This window comes from Novosphingobium huizhouense (assembly GCF_020179475.1).
GTDB classification, from domain to species: Bacteria; Pseudomonadota; Alphaproteobacteria; order Sphingomonadales; family Sphingomonadaceae; genus Novosphingobium; species Novosphingobium huizhouense.
The window spans coordinates 257,577-274,103 of record NZ_JAILXZ010000001.1; the positions used below are offsets into that span (position 1 = coordinate 257,577).

A 16,527-nucleotide genomic window follows, 5' to 3' on the forward strand; every position below is an offset into this window, starting at 1 on the left:
CGGACCGACCGTCATCGGCTAGTCCGGCGCCGCGGGTTGAGGGACCCGCGCGCGCCGGACCTGTCCGGCCCGTCGCTTGGGAGACGGGCCCGGGGCGCCTGCTTGAGGGAGCAGGCGCCCCGTTTGCCTTACGGTCGGTCCTGCCGCTGCCTTACCGCCAGGGCTGGACCATGATCTTCACGTCGCCCCCCGGCTGGCCCAGCCGCTCGAACGCACCCGGCGTATCGTCGAGCGAAACCTCGCCGGTCAGGAACGGCGCGCCGTCGATCGCGCCTTCGCCCAGCGCGTGGAGCACTTCGGCGAATTCGTCGGGGGTATAGGCGAACACGAAGCTGAAGCGCAGCTGCTTGTTGATCGCGATCACCGGCAGGATGCGGTCGTCTTCCTGGCACGCGCCCACCACCACGACATGCGCCGTCGGCGGGGCCTGCTCGATCAGCGATTGCAGCATGCCGGGCACGCCCACGCATTCGAAGATCACCGCATCGCGGATCATGCGTCCGGTCAGTGCCGCCTGCCCCATCGAGGCGAGCGTCTGCGGCACATCGAACGCTTCCCACTGCCCGTGCGGCGATGCCGCGCCCGGATCGAGCACCACGTCCGCCCCCAGCCTTTCGGCCAGCGCCCGCCGCGCCGGACTGAAGTCCGCCGCAATCACCGGCCCCACGCCGCGCCGCTTCAACGCGACGATCACGGCAAGGCCGATCGGGCCGCAGCCGACCACCAGCGCCACCGATCGGTCGGTCAGGTGCGCGGCATTGACCGCATGCAGCCCCACCGCCAGCGGCTCGGTCAGCGCCGCGCTCTCGCTGGCAAGGCCGTTGGGCACTTCAAGGCACAGCGCTTCGGTCAGCACCATCCGCTCGGCATAGGCGCCGCGGAACCTGGTCGAAAAGCCGATCAGCTCGCCGCCCTGTGGCCCGAACGCGAACGGCGTCGAAACCACGCGCGTGCCCGCCTTGAACCTGCCTTCGCTGCCCGGGCCGCTTTCGAGCACCTCGGCGCAGAATTCGTGGCCCATGACCAGGTCCTGCGCCGGATCGATCGTGTCCGATGCGCCCGAGCGGCGGCCCATCTCGACCGTGTGCTCCAGGCTGTGCACCGCGTGCAGGTCCGATCCGCAGATGCCGCAGGACAGCACCCTGGTCAGGATCTGGCCTTCGCCGGCCACCGCCTCGGGAACGTCGTCGACCAGCAGGCGCGGGCCGCGGCGAACCACGGCCCGCATCGTCGCGCCGTGGCTCATTCGGCGGGGACCATCTGTCCGGCGAGTTCGCTGGGCTTGCGTTCGCCCACCCATGCGTCCTGCTTGTCGGCCAGCGCCTGCGCGGTCTTGTTCCAGTAGCTTTCGGTCTTGCCGAGGAAGCGGATGTCGAACTTGTCGGCGGTGCGGAACTCCAGCACCTCGACCCCGTTCGGGCCCGGCTTGTAGGTATAGGGCACGTTGCTGCCCACGAAGAACCCGTCGCCCGGCCCCAGCTCCTCGGTGCCGAGCTTCAGCGAGCCTGCCACGATGTAGTAGAGGCAATCGGCGTTGTGGGTGTGCAGCGGCAGCGGGAAGCCGCTCTTGAACCAGGCGTAGGTCAGGCTCATCCCCGGCATCGAGAACAGCTCCTTGACGACGTTGCCGGCATCCTTGGCCGTCACTTCGCCCGCCTTGGCGAGGCCCGCCTCGATGATCGGGGTGAGCCCGGCATATTCCATGTGGCTCAGCTCGTTGAAGTCCTTCGCCGTCGCCGCGCGGTAGATCTTGAACGGAGCGACGTCGGCCATCGCCTTTTCGGTTTCGTCGGTCATGGCACTCTCCTCGGGGGTTGTCTGGTTCACGCGCCCATCAGCGGGCGCAGGTCGGGTTGCCCGGTATGGGCGGTCAGGCCGCCGTCGACCGGGATCGAAGCCCCGGTCAGGTAGCTGGCATCGTCGCTCGCGAGGAATGCGGCGACGGCGGCGATCTCAGCGGGATCGGCAAAGCGGTTCATCGGCACGCGCCGCTCCCAGTCGGCGCGCAAGCCCTGGATCGCATCGACGCCGGTCACCAGCAGCGGCGTATCGACCGGCCCCGGGCAGATCGCATTGGCGCGGATGCCGTCCCTGGCGTGGTCGATGGCAAGGCAGCGGGTGTAGTTGATCACGCCGGCCTTGGCCGCGTTGTAGGCGGTGAAGGCATAGTCGGCCGCCATGCCCGAAGCGCTCGCAGTGTTGACGATCGCCCCGCCGCCGCGCTGGCGCATGAACGGGATCACCGCCTTCGAGCCGTAGAACACGGCGTCGAGATTGATCGCGATCACCCGCTTCCATTGCTCGATGTCGAGATCCGGCGTCTCGCCGAAGCAGCCGATGCCGGCGTTGTTGAACAGCACGTCGATCCCGCCGAAGGTGTCTGCCGTCGCCTGCGCCAGCGCGGCCATCGCGGCGGGGTCGGACACATCGACTTGGCGGAAGGCCGCGCGCTCGCCCAGTTCGGCGGCCAATGCGCCGCCCTTCTCTGCATCGAGGTCGGCGATCATCACGCTGGCGCCCTCGCCGTGCAGCCGGCGCACGAACGCCGCGCCGATGCCCGAAGCGCCGCCTGTCGCGATCGCAACCTTGTCCTTGAACCGCATTGCCTGCTCCCGAAGGCGCGCGTTGGTCCGCATCGCCGTTTGCGCGGCCAAGCTGGCACCGCGCGGGGAGTCGGTCAACCAAAACTAATCAAGCATGACCAGTTTGTCGCGCTGCGCTTCGCAATAGCGGCGATGGCTTGCCTTCATCTCTTCGAGCGCCGCGTCGATCATCGGGCGCGGCTGGTGCAGGCGATGCTCGATCACCAGGCCGCGCACGCTCGCCACCAGCCACCAGCCGCGCGCCACGAAGGCGTCGGGATCGGGCAGACCCGCCTCGCGCGCCATGTCGAGGAACTGGACGCGGATGTCGGCCTCGACCTCCTCGATGATCGGGCGGATGCCTTCGGCAAGCTCGCGGTCCCAGCCCGCCGCGGTCACGATCTCGTTGAGCGCGAGGCCTTCGGGGCTCGAATGCGCCTGCCACATCACGTCGGCATGGCTCGCCATCCGCTCGAACGGATCGGGCTTGGCCTCGGCAGCCTTGCGTGCGAGCTCGATCACCGCCTCGAGCGTGCGCTCGGCGGTCGCCACCGCCAGCGCGAGGCGGTTGGGGAACTGGTGCAGCACCGATCCCCGGCTGATCCCGCTTTCGGCCATCACGCGCTCGATCGTCATTGCGGCGAACCCCGAAGAGACGATCACCCGCACCGTGGCATCGAGGATGCGCGCGCGCGTGTCGGCGCCGCGCCGGGTCAGCTTGCGCGGGCGGGCAACGGGAGCATCGGCGTGGGCGGGCTGGCTGGCCATGCCGTTCCTTGTCACCAAGCGCGCCCTGTGGTCAACCGCATGGCCCGCGCCACGCGCCTCAATAGATCGTGTATCCCCCGTCGATCACGATATCGTCGCCGGTGTGGAAGCGCGAGGCGTCGCTGGCGAGATAGACCGCGATGGCCGAGAAATCGTCGCCCTCGCCCCAGCGCCCGACCGGCGCGCGCATGATCACCTGGCGCTCGAACTTCTCGTTGTCCTGCATCGGTCCGGTCAGGTCCGAGCGAATCCAGCCCGGCAGCAGCGTATTGACGCGGATGCCCTTGCGCCCCAGCTCGACCGCCATCGCCCGCGTCATCGTCACCACCGCGCCCTTGCTCGCGGCATAGTGCTCGTTGCGCGCCGCGCCGTGGATCGCGCTGGTCGACGAAATCGACACGATCGAGCCGCCGCGGTCCTCGGGGTTGGCTTCGCCCCGCGCCAGCATGTGCCTGGCCGCCTCGCGCATCGTCCAGAACGCGCCGTGGACGTTGACCGCCTCGATCCGCCGCCAGTCCTCGATCGCGATGTCGAACATGCTCGCCCGCCCGATCGAGATGCCGGCATTGGCGATCGCCGTGTCGATCCGGCCGAACTCGTCGACGATCTTCTCGACGCCCGCGATCACCGCCGCCTCGTCGCCGACGTCGACCGCCTCGCACCGCACCTCGCCGCCGAAGGCGCGCAGCGTCTCGAGCGCGCGCGCGTTCTTGTCCGGCTTGTTGCCCCAGATCACGACGCTCGCGCCGTGCATGGCCAGGCCCTTGGCCATGCCGAGGCCGATGCCCCCGTTGCCCCCGGTGACCAGCGCCACCTTGCCGGTCAGGTCGAACAAGCCCTTCATCACGCGCAACTCCTCTCGCATCCGCGCCGGGCGTTGCTCGTCATTTCGCGGCAGCATCTCCGGCAGGCTTGTCAGTACGATACTTGTCGAACCAGGCAAGTATCGCCGCCGCCTTGGCCGCCGATTGCGACGGACGGCCGGCAAGGCCGTGGTGGCTCGCGCCCGGCACCTTGACCAGCGCGGTCGGCACGCCGCGGATCTGAAGCGCGGCGTAGTACTGCTCGGCTTCGGAAACCGGCGTGCGGTAGTCCTCGCTGCCGACCACCACCAGCGTCGGCGTCTTGACGTTGCCGACCAGGCTCAGCGGCGACCGGCTCCAGTACGCCATCGGGTCTTCCCACGGCTTCTTGTCGAACCAGTAGCGCGAGGTGAACGTCGTGCCGTCCATGGTCAGCGCCTCGGACAGCCAGTTGATCACCGGCTTCTGCGTCGCCGCCGCCTTGAACCGGTCGGTCTTGCCGACGATCCACGCGGTCAGCACACCGCCGCCCGATCCGCCGGTGACGAACAGGTTGTCGGGGTCGGCAACCCCGCTCGCGATCGCCGCATCGACCGCCGCGATCAGGTCGTCGTAGTCGGTGCCGGGATAGGCGCGGTCGATCAGGTTGGCGAACTCCGCCCCGTACGAGGTGCTGCCCCGCGGATTGGTGTAGAGCACCGCATAGCCGTGCGCGGCATAGAGCTGCACGTCGGTCGAGAACGCCGGGCCATAGGCGGCGTTCGGCCCGCCGTGGATTTCCAGGATCAGCGGCGCGCGCTTGCCCGGCTGCAGCCCGGGCGGCACCGCCAGCCAGGCGTCGATGGCGCGGCCGTCGGGCGCGGTCACCGGCAGCTTGCGCACCGGCGCCATCGCCTTGTCGGCCAGCCACGTGGCGTTGAGGCCGGTCAGCTTGCGCGGGGCGCCCCCGCTCGTCACCCACAGGTCCGCCGGGCGGTCGGGGCCGCTCGCGGTATAGGCGACCGTGCCGTTCCTCGCGACCGAGTAGTCCCCCCCGGTATAGGGCCGGTCGTAGCCGGTCCCTGCCGAAAGGCCGCTCGCCAGCAGCTTGGTCGATCCGTCGAGGCCGATGCGGGCGACCTTCTTCTCGCCCTTGTCGTCGTAGGACACGACCAGCGCATTGCCGCTCCACATCACCCCGTCGATGCTGCGGTCGAGTTTGGCGGTCAGCGACCGCGCGCCGCTGCCGTCGCGGTTCATCACGTAGAGCTGGTTGTTCTCGTAGGACCGGTACTTGTCGTCGAAGCCGAGGTAGGCGATCATCCGCCCGTCGGGCGAGACCTGCGGGTTGCCGTCGGGGCCATAGCGCTTGGTCAGCTGGGTCAGCGCCCCCGAGCCGACGTCGAGCGACCATACCTCGCTGTCGTTGGCCTCGCGCTCCCAGTCGGCGCGGCGGTTGGCCGAGAACACGACCGAGCGGCCATCGGGCGTCCACGACAGCGGCGCGCCGTCGTCGAACTTGCCGAAGGTCAGCTGGCGCGACGCGCCCCCTTCGGCCGAGATCAGGAACAGATGGTCGAAGCCCGGCGCGATGTAGCCCGCATCGTCGTAGCGATAGGTCACGCGGTCGATGATCTCGAGCCCGTCCGCCCACTTCGCGCCCTCGGGCTTGTCGGGCGCCTTGCCCAGCTTCAGCCCCTCGTCGGCAACGCGCATGGTGAAGGCGATCGCCTTGCCGTCGGGCGACCACGACAGCCCGCCCGGCGCCTCGACCAGCGTCGTCAGCTTGGCGTCGGCCCCGCTGTCGAGCCAGCGCACGTGCAGTTCCGGGCCTGCCCCTTCCCCGCTGCCGCGCCCGACATAGGCGATGCGCTTGCCGTCGGGCGACCAGCGCGGCGACCCGCCGGCAACGAGCGGGGTGTGCCGCCCGCTGGCAAGGTCGACCAGCCAGATCGTGCGCACTTCCTTGTCGGCCATGACATCGGCCGAGCTGCGCACATAGGCGACCTTGCTGCCGTCGGGGCTGATCTGCGGATCGGTCGCGCCTTCGAGCTTGAACAGGTCGTCTCCGGTAAAGCTGCGCTCGGGCGCGGCGCTCGCCGCCAGCACCGGAGCCGGCGAAGCAACCAGCGCGAAGGGCGCCGCGGTCAGAAGGAAAAGCGCGGCGGCACGGGACGTCAGGGCCATGATCAGGTTTCTCTCGCAACGGTCTGATTGCAAAGCGGTATGCGGCCCCCGACGCGCCTGCGCAAGAGCACGCCCGACAAAGGTCGCCACGAGGACCGCCGCATTCTTTCCGACGCCGCGGCAAGGGGCTGCGAGGGGGGGGCTGCGTGGGGGCGCTGGCGTCCGTCCCCGGCGCCCCTTCGCCGCCCCATCTCCTGCCGTCATGCGTCCCGGAACAGGCCATTCGACTGCCAAAAGGCGTGGCGCGCCTTGCCCGGCTCGCCTACCTTCGGTGCCCATGACCACCCCTGCCGACCGTCTTTCGCCCGTCTACACCGGCCTGCCGCTCACCATCTTCGAACGCATGTCGGGCCTCGCCCGCGAATCCGGCGCGATTAATCTCGGCCAGGGCTTCCCCGACGATCCGCCGCCGCAGGCGCTGTCCGACGCCGCGGTCCGCGCCTTTTCCACCCGCTCGCAGCAGTACCCGCCGATGACCGGCCTGCCCGAGCTGCGCGACGCGGTCGCCGCGTTCTATGCGCGCGAACAGGGCCTCGACCTTGCCCGGGACCATGTCGTCGTCACCTCGGGCGCCACCGAGGCGGTCGCCTGCGCGATCCTCGCCGTGGTCCGCCCGGGCGACGAAGTGATCGTCTTCTCACCCGCCTACGACGTCTATGCGCCGATGGTCCGCCGCGCCGGCGCAACGCCGGTGTTCGTGCCGCTCGCGCCGCCGCTGTGGTGCTACGACGAAGCCCGCATCCGCGCCGCGCTCACGCCCCGCACCCGGGCGATGATCGTCAACGATCCGCTCAACCCTGCGGGCACCGTCGCCAGCGACGACGATCTCGCCATGCTCGCGCGGATCGCCTGCGAGCACGATCTCGTCGCGATCTGCGACGAAGTCTGGGAAACGGTGCGCTTCGACGGCCGGCGCCATCGCTCGCTGCTGGCCGAACCGGGGATGGAGAGCCGCGCGATCAAGATCGGCTCGGCCGGCAAGATCTTCGGCGCCACCGGGTGGAAAGTCGGCTGGCTGATCGGCGCGCCGGAAATGGCCGCCGTGCTTGCCAAGGCGCACCAGTTCCTCACCTTCACCACGCCGCCGATGCTGCAATGGGCGGTGGCCGAGGGCCTTGCCGACCCGGCGATCCCGCGCGCGCTCCACGAACGCTGGAGCGCCTCGCGCCTCGCGTTGCTCAACGGGCTGTTCGAGGCCGACTTCGCGGTGACCGCCAATGCCGCGACGTGGTTTGCCTGCATCGACCTCGCCGCCACCGGCATCGCGCTCGACGATGCGACCTTCGCCGAGCGCCTCGTCCGCGAGGCCGGCGTCGCGACGATTCCGGTCTCGGCGCTGTGGGAGGGCGACGCGGCCCCGACCCATGTGGTCCGCCTGTGCCACTGCAAGCCGCTCGCGACGATCGAGGAGGCCGTGGGACGGCTGGCGCGCTGGCGCGAGGGCTTGGGCCACGGTTGACGCGCGCCTTGCACGTGTAACGACGAAGGCGCTGTCCTACACGCGGCGCGCGAAGTAGACCGGCGCGCCATGTCACGCGCTCCAGCCCGCACGATCGCGCCCTTGCGGCCCTGCCCGGACCGGGTTCGTTCGCTCCGCCGGGGCGCCGTGAAAAGCACCCCTTGGACCGTGTCAACTGTGTCAACTTGCGCGCAGCCGTCCCGCGCCCCGCGCCTCGTCATGGTCCAGCGCGAAGGCCCCGTGCCGGACCGGCGCGAACCGCTCTCTGGACCGTGTCAACTGTGTCAACCTGGGGCCTCTCGAGCCGCCTGTTCGCGCCGCCCGCCCCGCGCCGGCGGATCAGCCGAGCTGGTCGAGCCACTCGGCGATCATCGCCCGCCCTGCCGCGACCGCGTTCGCGCCGTGCGTTGCGTGCGCGGCGCGCAGCGCCTCGGGGCACTGCCCGGCCCGGAGCAGGTAGTCCATGTCCTGTTCGAGCCAGTCGTCGAAACGCGGGTCCTCGCCCATCTCGGCGTGGAACTGCAGCGCCAGCACCTTGCGGCCGCGGCGGAACGCCTGGTGCGGGTAGAGCGGGCTCGAGGCGAGCAGTTCGGCGCCCTCGGGCAGAGTGAAGGTATCGCCGTGCCAGTGCAGCACCGGCACGTCGGCGAGATGGCGCAACGGGCTTGCCGGATCGTGCAGCGCAACGGCGCCGAAGCCGATCTCCTTGGCCGGCCCCGGATAGACCTCGGCCCCCAGCGCCGCGGCGATCATCTGCGCGCCGAAGCACACCCCCAGCGTCGGCCGGTCGGCGGCGAGGCGCCTCGCGAGCAGCTTGAGCTGGCAGGCGATCCAGGGATGCGCCTCGCGCTCGTAGACCCCCATCGGTCCGCCCATCATTACCACCAGGTCGGGCGCGACGAGGTCGAGCGCCTCGAAGTCGTCACCGGTCACGTCGACCCGGTCGATCGCATAGCCTGCCGCCTCGATCGGCGCGCGAAAGCCGGCGACGCCTTCGCGGGGCACGTGTCGGATGATCAGCGCGGTCTTCATGGGGCAGGCGGGCTCGCTGGGACTCGGGATGCCTCGATCCTGCCGCAAACTCTACCGAAGTGGTAGTGTATTAAAGTTGCCGTGCGCCAAGATGAGGTTTGGCCTCGTTCAACGGCTGCCCCCGTTGAGCGCTGCGAGCACGTCGGCCCACGACACCAGCTTGAAGTTCTGCGCTGCCGGCGCGTTCTCGCCATCCTGCGCGACAAACAGTCCCGCGGGATATTGCCCGCCGAAGCTGCCGGTGGCGAGCGCGATCCCGTCGGTCTCCTCGGTTGCGCCCAGCTTGCCCGCCGCGATGCGGAAGCGTCCGGCAGGAGTCATGCCGGGAAGCTTGAACAGGGCATAGGCATTGTCGCCCTGGCTCGAGGCGACCAGCCAACCGCCGCGCCTGCCCACGGGCGCGAGCGCCAGCCCTTCGACATCGGCGACGAGCTGCGCGCCATCGACCTCGGCCACCAGCCGCCCGTCGATGGCGGCGCCGGCGCGCGCATCGAAGGCCCAGATGCCGCGATCTTCCTCGCCGACGAACAGCGTCGCGCTGCGCGGGTCGACCACGCAGCCCTCGGTCTGGGTCGCCAGCTTGAGCCAGCGCACGATCTCACCCGCGGGGGCTGCACCCGAAAGATCGATCGCGACCTGGCTGACGAAGCCGTGCTTCATCACCGAGAACGCGTGCAGGGCCTTGCCCTGCCGCCACAGGCATACGCCGTACCCTTCGCCCCACCCGGCCTCCACCGTCCCCAGCGGCACCAGCTTGGCCGCGCGGGTGTCGAGCCGGTACAGCCGCAGCTTCGCGCGCGCCTCGTCGTTGCGGTCGCTCGCGACGACGATCACGCCCGCTGCCCCCATGTCGACCAGATCGACATTGTTGAGCCGCCCGTCGGGCGAGAAGTCGCGGGGCCGTCCGTCGAGGCCGTAGAGGTACAGCCCCGCCTTCTTGTCGGTCGCGACGATGAGGCTGGCGGCGGGATTGGCCGGGTTGCGCCAGATCGCGGGATCGTCGGCGGCGTCGGCGTTGCCCGTGCCCACCGGCGCGGTCTCCGCCTTGGCCGTCACCTCGACCGTCACCGGCGCCGCGCTCGCAGGTCCGGCCAGCGCCATCCCCGCAAGCAGGCCCAATACGGCGCCACGCATCAGAACGCGTACCGCGCGACGATCTGGAACACCGGCCCCGCGCTCTCGGTCTCGAGTTCGTACTCGTCGTATTCGCGCGCCCGCTGCTCGGCGATCGTGTTGAACTTGTTGAACGCCTCGTCCTTGCTGCCGTCGAGCAGGTTCGAGCCCACCGCGCGGATCGTGAAGCTCTTGCCGAAGCGCTTCTCGACGAAGACCTCGAGGTCGGCGCCGTACGTCGTGCGGATCTCCTCGCCGACGATGCGGTCGAAGGCCGGCCCCTGCTTGCGGTACGTCGCGCCGGCCGACACCCCGATCTTGCGGAAATTCTGGATCACGCCGAAGTTGGTCACGTACTTCGACTGCCCGTTGAACCGGCGCGAGCCGAACTCGTCGCGGATCGAGCTGTCGATCAGTGACAGGTTGCCGAACACGCCAGTATCGGGAAGGCCGAGGAAGCCGAGGCTTGCCGAGAGGTCGAACTCGATGCCCCAGACCTCGCCGTCGCCCGAATTGCGCGGCTGGAGCACAAACGTGCCCTCGCCTTCCGAGCCCTCGACGCCGGTGTTGGCGAGTTCGACGAGGTTCTGGACCTTGCGGTAGAACACGTTGACCCCGACCACGCCGGTCCGGCCGATGCGGTGCTCGTAGCCGAGATCGCCGCCCCACGCGGTCTCGGGGCGAAGCCGCGGATTGCCGAGCAGGTCGTTGTCGCCAAGCTCGGCCTCGAGCAGCGCGGGCGAGATGTAGTCGAAGCGGGGCCGGCGCACGGTCCGCGCGACCGAGGCGGTGAGGCGCCCGGCCTGCCCGACGTCGAGCTTGATCGAGGCCGAGGGAAGCAGGAAGTCGTACTTGACCCGCGAGCTTGCGTCCGCCGGATCGACGGTGCGGTCGGTGATCCGCACGGTCGTGTTCTCCCAGCGCAGGCCCGCCTCGAACTTCACCGGACCGCTCTTGCCCTCGACCAGCGCGTAGAGATCGCGGCGATCCTCGGCGATGCGGTTGAGCCCGCCGGGCTCGGCTTCGAGATCCTCGAAGGCAATCGCGAACTGGTCGGGCCGCGCAGCGAACTGGTCGTAGCCCGAGAGGTCCGCGTCGATGTTGAAGCGGTTGCGCGTGGCCGAAATGTCGGTGTTGCGGCGCTTGTTCTGGAGGAACCCGCCGACCGCCAGATCGACCTCGGGGGTGATCTTGAAGGTCTGCTCGATCTGCGCCGAAAATTCGCGATCCTTGATCCGCTGGCGGGTCAGATCGCCGGTATAGCGGGGCTCGTCGCGGTCGAAGTCGATCTCGTGCTCTTCCTCGTCGGTCACGTCGCGGAACGAGGCGTAGCCCATCCGCAGCGTGGTCGTGCCGAGCGACCAGTCGTGCGCCAGCTTGCCCTGCGCCGCCCAGCTTTCCTGGGTGATGAACACCGGGTTGTAGTTGTCGGTCAGCAGGTGCCCGTCATCGGCGAGGTCGATCGGCCCGCTGGTGGCGGTGAGGTCGTCGTACTCGAAGGAGCGCTCGATCTGGTCGCGCTCGGTGCGCACGTAGTTGCCCGAGATTTCGAACCGGGTCGGCCCGTTGTCGAACGACCAGGCGGCGTTGCCGGCATAGTCGGTGCCGTTGCGCACGTCGCTCTGGTCCTCGCGGTTATCGAATTCCTCGGTCGCGAAGTTCGGGTTGTTTTCGGGACCATCGCCGTAGCGCAGGCTCTTCTTGTCCTTGGGATTGTAGCGCCCCTGCACGTTGGCGCCGATCAGCAGCCGTCCTGGCCCCAGCGCGCCGCCATAGTAGAGGCCGCCGCTCGGCTTGACCTTGCCGTCGTCGAAGAACAGCCCGCCGCCCTTGACGTAGCCGCCGTCCATGCTGAGCGCATCGCGCAGCACGATGTTGAGCGTGCCGGCCACGGCATCGCCGGTGCGCCGCGCCGAGTTCGAACGGACGATCTCCACCCGGTTGACAAGTTCGGCGGGAATGCGGTCGAGGAAGAACGAGCGGTCGGCATTGGCGCCGGGGACCTTCTCGCCATTGATCAGGATCTGGGTGTAGCCCGGATCGAGCCCGCGCAGCCGCGCCCCGTCGCTTTCGAGCACGTCGGACAGGAACGTGACCGAAGGCACGCGCTTCAACGCATCGCCCGCAGTCAGCGGCTCGAAGCGCTGGAAGTATTCGGTGTCGTAGACGAGTTTGGGCTCGGCGCCGGCTTCCTCGCGATTGCGGAAGCCGATGTCGCCCTGGACCACGATCTCGCGCGCCGAACGAGTGGCTTCATCCTCTGCGCCGGCATCGGCTTCGGCGGCGAAGGCCGGCGCGGCGACGAGCGCGGCGGTGCAGGCGAGCAGCACGCGCATGGCGGCGCGACGCGGGCGCAGGCCCGCCGGAGCATTGATCATGGTTAGGTCCCCTGACTTACAAACGAGAGCGGTCGGGGCGCGACTATGGTTGGCGTCTTACAACGATGTTGCAAGAGTCTCGCAGTTGCAATTTGATACAATTTGGCAATGAAATGATGAAGATATGAAAGGGCCCGCCGCACCGGTGGTGCGACGGGCCCGCTTTCCTCCCCAGGAAAGTCTCGTGATGCCTCAGCGGCCCATGGCGCTGCCGAGGCGATGGTAGAGGTTCGAGAACTTCACCGATTCCGGCTGGTCCTCGATCGCCTTCAGGTAGTGCAGTACGGCTTCGCGGATCAGCTTGAAGTCCTCGGTCGAGAGGACCGCGCGGGCGCGTTGCGGTTCAGACATTGGTCGTCCTCCTTGGATCTTCGTGGCGTGATTGCCGCGAAAGGTAAGCGTGTGGGGTGTCTGCTGCCGTCAGGCAGCAAATTGGTTCATCGTGTTATGGGCGCCGCCGGCCTTGAGCGCGGCTTCACCGGCGAAGTATTCCTTGTGGTCGTCGCCGATGTCCGAACCGGCCATGTTCTGGTGCTTCACGCAGGCGATGCCCTGGCGGATTTCCTCGCGCTGCACCTGCTTGACGTAGCCCAGCATGCCCTCTTCGCCGAAGTAGCGCTTGGCGAGGTTGTCGGTGCTGAGCGCCGCGGTGTGGTAGGTCGGCAGGGTGATCAGGTGGTGGAAGATGCCGGCCTCACGCGCCGCATCGCGCTGGAAGGTGCGGATGCGTTCGTCCGCCTCGACGCCCAGCTCGGTGCCGTCATAGTCCACGCTCATCAGCTTGGCGCGGTCGTAAGCGGAAACGTCCTTGCCGGCTTCGACCATCGCGTCGTAGACCTGCTGGCGGAAGTTCAGCGTCCAGTTGAACGACGGGCTGTTGTTGTAGACCAGCTTGGCGTTCGGGATCACTTCGCGGATGCGGCTGACCATGCCGCCGATCTGGCCGATGTGCGGCTTTTCGGTTTCGATCCAGAGCAGGTCCGCCCCGTTCTGCAGCGAAGTGATGCAGTCGAGCACGCAGCGGTCCTCGCCCGTTCCGGCGCGGAACTGGTACAGGTTCGAAGGCAGGCGCTTCGGGCGCATCAGCTTGCCGTCGCGGCTGATCAGCACATCGCCGTGGCCGAGGTTGGCGGCATCGACTTCCTCGCAATCGAGGAAGCTGTTGTACTGGTCGCCGATGTCACCCGGCTCCTTCACGAAGGCGATCTGCTTGGTCAGGCCAGCCCCGAGGCTGTCGGTGCGCGCAACGATCACGCCGTCATCGACGCCCAGTTCCATGAAGGCATAACGGACCGCGCGGATCTTCGCGAGGAAGTCCTCGTGCGGCACGGTAACCTTGCCGTCCTGGTGGCCGCACTGCTTTTCGTCCGAGACCTGGTTTTCGATCTGGATGCAGCAGGCGCCAGCTTCGATGAACTTCTTGGCGAGCAGGTAGGTCGCCTCGGCATTGCCGAACCCTGCGTCGATGTCGGCGATGATCGGAACGACGTGGGTTTCGAATTCGTCGATCTTGTGCAGCAGGCGGTGGGTGTTGACCGCATCGCCCGCCTTCTTCGCAGCGTCGAGATCGCGGAACAGCATGCCCAGTTCGCGGGCATCGGCCTGCTTCAGGAAGGTGTAGAGTTCCTCGATCAGCGCGGGAACGCTGGTCTTCTCGTGCATCGACTGGTCGGGCAGCGGACCGAATTCGCTGCGCAGCGCGGCGACCATCCAGCCCGACAGGTAGAGGTAGCGGCCCTTGGTGGTGCCGAAGTGCTTCTTGATCGAAATCATCTTCTGCTGGCCGATGAACCCGTGCCAGCAGCCGAGCGACTGCGTGTAGTTCGCCGGGTCCGCATCATAGGCGGCCATGTCGCGGCGCATGATCTTTGCGGTGTAGCGCGCGATGTCGAGCCCGGTGTGGAAGCGGTTCTGCAGGCGCATGCGTGCGACGCTTTCCGGCTCGATCCCGTCCCATGTGGTCTGGAAGGGCGCGATGGCCTTGGCGGCCTCGTTGATCTGGCTGTGATAGGTCATGGCAGCAGTTCCTTGGAGCGCAGGAGTTCGTTTGCGTGGCACCCGGATAACGGCGGCCAAGGGGATTCGGACACCCCTTGCGAAGTCCTGTTGTCAAACTTGACAGAAAATGCTTGTAAAGTTGTGCAGGCGTTACAGGAGCGCATTTTATGGCAATGGGTCCGGCAGCAAATCGCCCGCTCTACCTCGGCCCGCGCATCAAGCGGCTGCGGCGCGAACTGGGATTGACCCAGGCGGCGATGGCCGACGAACTGGGCATTTCTGCGAGCTACATCGCGCTGCTGGAACGCAACCAGCGCCCGCTGACCGCCGACCTGCTGCTGCGCCTCGCCCGCGCCTACAAGCTCGACATGGCGGACCTCGCCGCGGACGAGCGCGACGATTACGCGCGCCGCCTGGCCGATGTGCTGCGCGATCCGATCTTCGCCGAAATCGACCTGCCCGCGCTCGAAGTGGCCGACGTTGCCACCAGCTTTCCCGGCGTGACCGAGGCGATGCTGCGGCTCCACGGTGCCTATGTGCGCGAACAGCAGGCGCTTGCCGGATTGCGGGCCGATGGCGGCGCCCCGCGCGGCGTCGATCCGGTGGCCGAAGCGCGGCGCTTCGTGGCTGATCGGCGCAACTACTTCCCGACGCTCGATTCGCGCGCCGAGCAGCTGGCGGGCGAGATCGACAAGGCCGGGTCGATCCGCGAAGCCTTGCGCCAGCAGGGCCTGCGCGTGCGCCTGCTGCCCTCGGACGTGATGATGGGATCGATCCGGCGCTACGACCGGCACAACGAACAGCTGCTGCTCGACGATACGCTCAACCCCACCCAGCGCACCTGGCAGATGGCGATGCACATGGCCTACACCGCGCTGCGGCCGGAGATTTCGGCCCTGCTGCGCGGCGAAAGCTTTGCCAGCCCGACAGCGGCGACGCTCGTCCGCCGCGCGCTCGCCGCCTACGGCGCGGCAGCGCTGGTCATGCCCTACGACAAGTTCGCCCGCGCGGTCGATGCGCGCGCCTATGATATCGAGGCGCTCGCCGGACAGTTCGGCACCAGCTTCGAACAGGTCGCCCACCGGCTGACCACGCTCGGCCGGCCGGGGCAGGAACGCGTGCCGTTCTTCTTCATCCGCGTGGACGAAGCAGGAAACGTATCGAAGCGATTGGACGGCGCAGGCTTCCCCTTTGCCGCGCACGGCGGCGGCTGCCCCTTGTGGAACCTCCATTCGGCCTTCCGCCGCCCCGACGAAGTGCTGACGCAGTGGCTCGAACTGCCCGACGGCCAGCGCTTTTTCTCGATCGCGCGGACGGTGTCATCGGGCGGCGGGGCGCACGGCCGCCCCCGCACGCTGCGCGCGATCGCCCTCGCCTGCGCCGCCGAACACGCCGGCAAGCTGGTCTATGCGGCGGGACAGAATGCTGGGGGACAGGAGGCGAGGCCCACGCCCATCGGCGTCACCTGCCGCCTGTGCAACCGCGCCGACTGCGCCGCCCGCGCCGAACCGCCACTGGGCCGCGAAATCCTTCCCGACGACTACCGCCGCACAGCCGAACCGTTCGCCTTTGCGGAAAGTTGAGCTGGCTCCGAACCCGACGTCCGCCTTGCATCGTCATCCGGGGCTTAACCCGGGATCCCGCTGTTCTTCGTGACGTCGCGCCAGAAGAAGCGGGACCCCGGGTCCAGCCCGGGGTGACGGTGGAAAATAGGTGGGGAGCGGACGCTGCTGTCGCAATCAATAATTCGAGCGATTGAGGCTTAAAAGTTGCCGTAGGTTTGGGCGACCCTTTTTGATCGAAGAAGGTAGGCTGTTGCAACTACGCATATCAGCACTATCCAAAAAAGGTTCGTAGCTGCGCCATTGTAATGAACTGGTTCGGGATTTAGGGCACCCGCGATAGCAACACTGACTAGCCCGAGCAGAAAGAGAGCAACCCAAATCCCGATAGCCGCAGTCTTTGGGGTCGAAGTATGACGATTCCAAATCAATGCTCTTGCAACAAGCAAGCAGATGACGGCGCGAGCAACAATGATCGCTGAGGTCAGTGCAAAGTAAGTCGGCCAATTTTGACCGAAGCGGGGCTGTAGAATTGGCTCTGCCTTTAACAGCGCCAAGAAACTTCCTAGCTGGCCCAATGGAATCAGAACACCGACGAAGCCAGTCAAAACCGCCAGCCAGCCTCTGATACTCCTTAGTCCAACTTCTCTTGACATACTTCCCCCC

At 68.0% G+C, this 16,527-nt stretch carries 14 protein-coding genes; 2 read left to right on the forward strand and 12 right to left on the reverse strand.

The window, feature by feature from the left end; all coding sequences use genetic code 11:
* Positions 1-151: 151 nt before the first annotated feature.
* The 6 genes from K3A85_RS01245 to K3A85_RS01270 form a co-directional block, all read right to left on the reverse strand.
* Positions 152-1,246, reverse strand: coding sequence for a zinc-binding dehydrogenase (locus K3A85_RS01245; RefSeq protein ID WP_225204674.1), 1,095 nt, complete (start codon positions 1,244-1,246; stop codon positions 152-154).
* Positions 1,243-1,797 carry a cupin domain-containing protein gene (locus tag K3A85_RS01250; protein WP_225204675.1) on the reverse strand — a complete coding sequence of 185 codons (555 nt, stop codon included), beginning with the start codon at positions 1,795-1,797 and terminating at the stop codon, positions 1,243-1,245. Before K3A85_RS01250 ends, K3A85_RS01245 begins: the two co-directional genes overlap by 4 nt.
* Before the next feature lie 26 nt (positions 1,798-1,823).
* Positions 1,824-2,603, reverse strand: a complete 780-nt coding sequence (locus K3A85_RS01255; protein WP_169491895.1) for an SDR family NAD(P)-dependent oxidoreductase — start codon at positions 2,601-2,603, stop codon at positions 1,824-1,826.
* A gap of 84 nt (positions 2,604-2,687) precedes the next feature.
* On the reverse strand, positions 2,688-3,350 hold the full coding sequence (locus K3A85_RS01260) for a TetR/AcrR family transcriptional regulator (RefSeq protein WP_225204676.1): 663 nt from the start codon (positions 3,348-3,350) through the stop codon (positions 2,688-2,690).
* A gap of 58 nt (positions 3,351-3,408) precedes the next feature.
* Positions 3,409-4,194 (reverse strand): SDR family NAD(P)-dependent oxidoreductase, encoded by a 786-nt coding sequence (locus K3A85_RS01265; RefSeq protein ID WP_225204677.1) that lies wholly within the window; start codon positions 4,192-4,194, stop codon positions 3,409-3,411.
* A 40-nt stretch (positions 4,195-4,234) separates the two neighbouring features.
* Positions 4,235-6,319 carry a S9 family peptidase gene (locus tag K3A85_RS01270; protein WP_225204678.1) on the reverse strand — a complete coding sequence of 695 codons (2,085 nt, stop codon included), beginning with the start codon at positions 6,317-6,319 and terminating at the stop codon, positions 4,235-4,237.
* A gap of 277 nt (positions 6,320-6,596) precedes the next feature.
* Here K3A85_RS01270 and K3A85_RS01275 point away from each other — a divergent pair, with 277 nt between their 5' ends.
* Entirely contained in the window at positions 6,597-7,778 is a 1,182-nt protein-coding gene (locus K3A85_RS01275; RefSeq protein ID WP_225204679.1) for an aminotransferase, read from the forward strand.
* 339 nt (positions 7,779-8,117) lie between these two features.
* On the opposite strand, the gene K3A85_RS01280 is transcribed toward K3A85_RS01275, so the two are convergent.
* The 5 genes from K3A85_RS01280 to K3A85_RS01300 form a co-directional block, all read right to left on the reverse strand.
* A complete protein-coding gene (locus K3A85_RS01280) occupies positions 8,118-8,810 on the reverse strand; it encodes a glutamine amidotransferase (protein ID WP_225204680.1) in 693 nt (230 codons plus the stop codon).
* Between the two features lie 108 nt (positions 8,811-8,918).
* On the reverse strand, positions 8,919-9,944 hold the full coding sequence (locus K3A85_RS01285) for a phytase (protein ID WP_225204681.1): 1,026 nt from the start codon (positions 9,942-9,944) through the stop codon (positions 8,919-8,921).
* Entirely contained in the window at positions 9,944-12,301 is a 2,358-nt protein-coding gene (locus K3A85_RS01290; RefSeq protein WP_225204682.1) for a TonB-dependent receptor plug domain-containing protein, read from the reverse strand. The genes K3A85_RS01285 and K3A85_RS01290 overlap by 1 nt, the downstream gene beginning before the upstream one ends.
* A 192-nt stretch (positions 12,302-12,493) precedes the next feature.
* Positions 12,494-12,652, reverse strand: coding sequence for a hypothetical protein (locus K3A85_RS01295; RefSeq protein WP_225204683.1), 159 nt, complete (start codon positions 12,650-12,652; stop codon positions 12,494-12,496).
* A 69-nt stretch (positions 12,653-12,721) separates the two neighbouring features.
* Positions 12,722-14,317 carry an isocitrate lyase gene (locus tag K3A85_RS01300; RefSeq protein ID WP_225204684.1) on the reverse strand — a complete coding sequence of 532 codons (1,596 nt, stop codon included), beginning with the start codon at positions 14,315-14,317 and terminating at the stop codon, positions 12,722-12,724.
* A gap of 149 nt (positions 14,318-14,466) precedes the next feature.
* Between K3A85_RS01300 and K3A85_RS01305 the strand changes: the two genes are divergently transcribed.
* A complete protein-coding gene (locus K3A85_RS01305; protein ID WP_225204685.1) occupies positions 14,467-15,882 on the forward strand; it encodes a helix-turn-helix domain-containing protein in 1,416 nt (471 codons plus the stop codon).
* A 179-nt stretch (positions 15,883-16,061) separates the two neighbouring features.
* Here the strand turns inward: K3A85_RS01305 and K3A85_RS18175 are convergent, their stop codons facing one another.
* Positions 16,062-16,517 (reverse strand): DUF2569 family protein, encoded by a 456-nt coding sequence (locus tag K3A85_RS18175; protein WP_225204686.1) that lies wholly within the window; start codon positions 16,515-16,517, stop codon positions 16,062-16,064.
* Positions 16,518-16,527 lie beyond the last annotated feature (10 nt).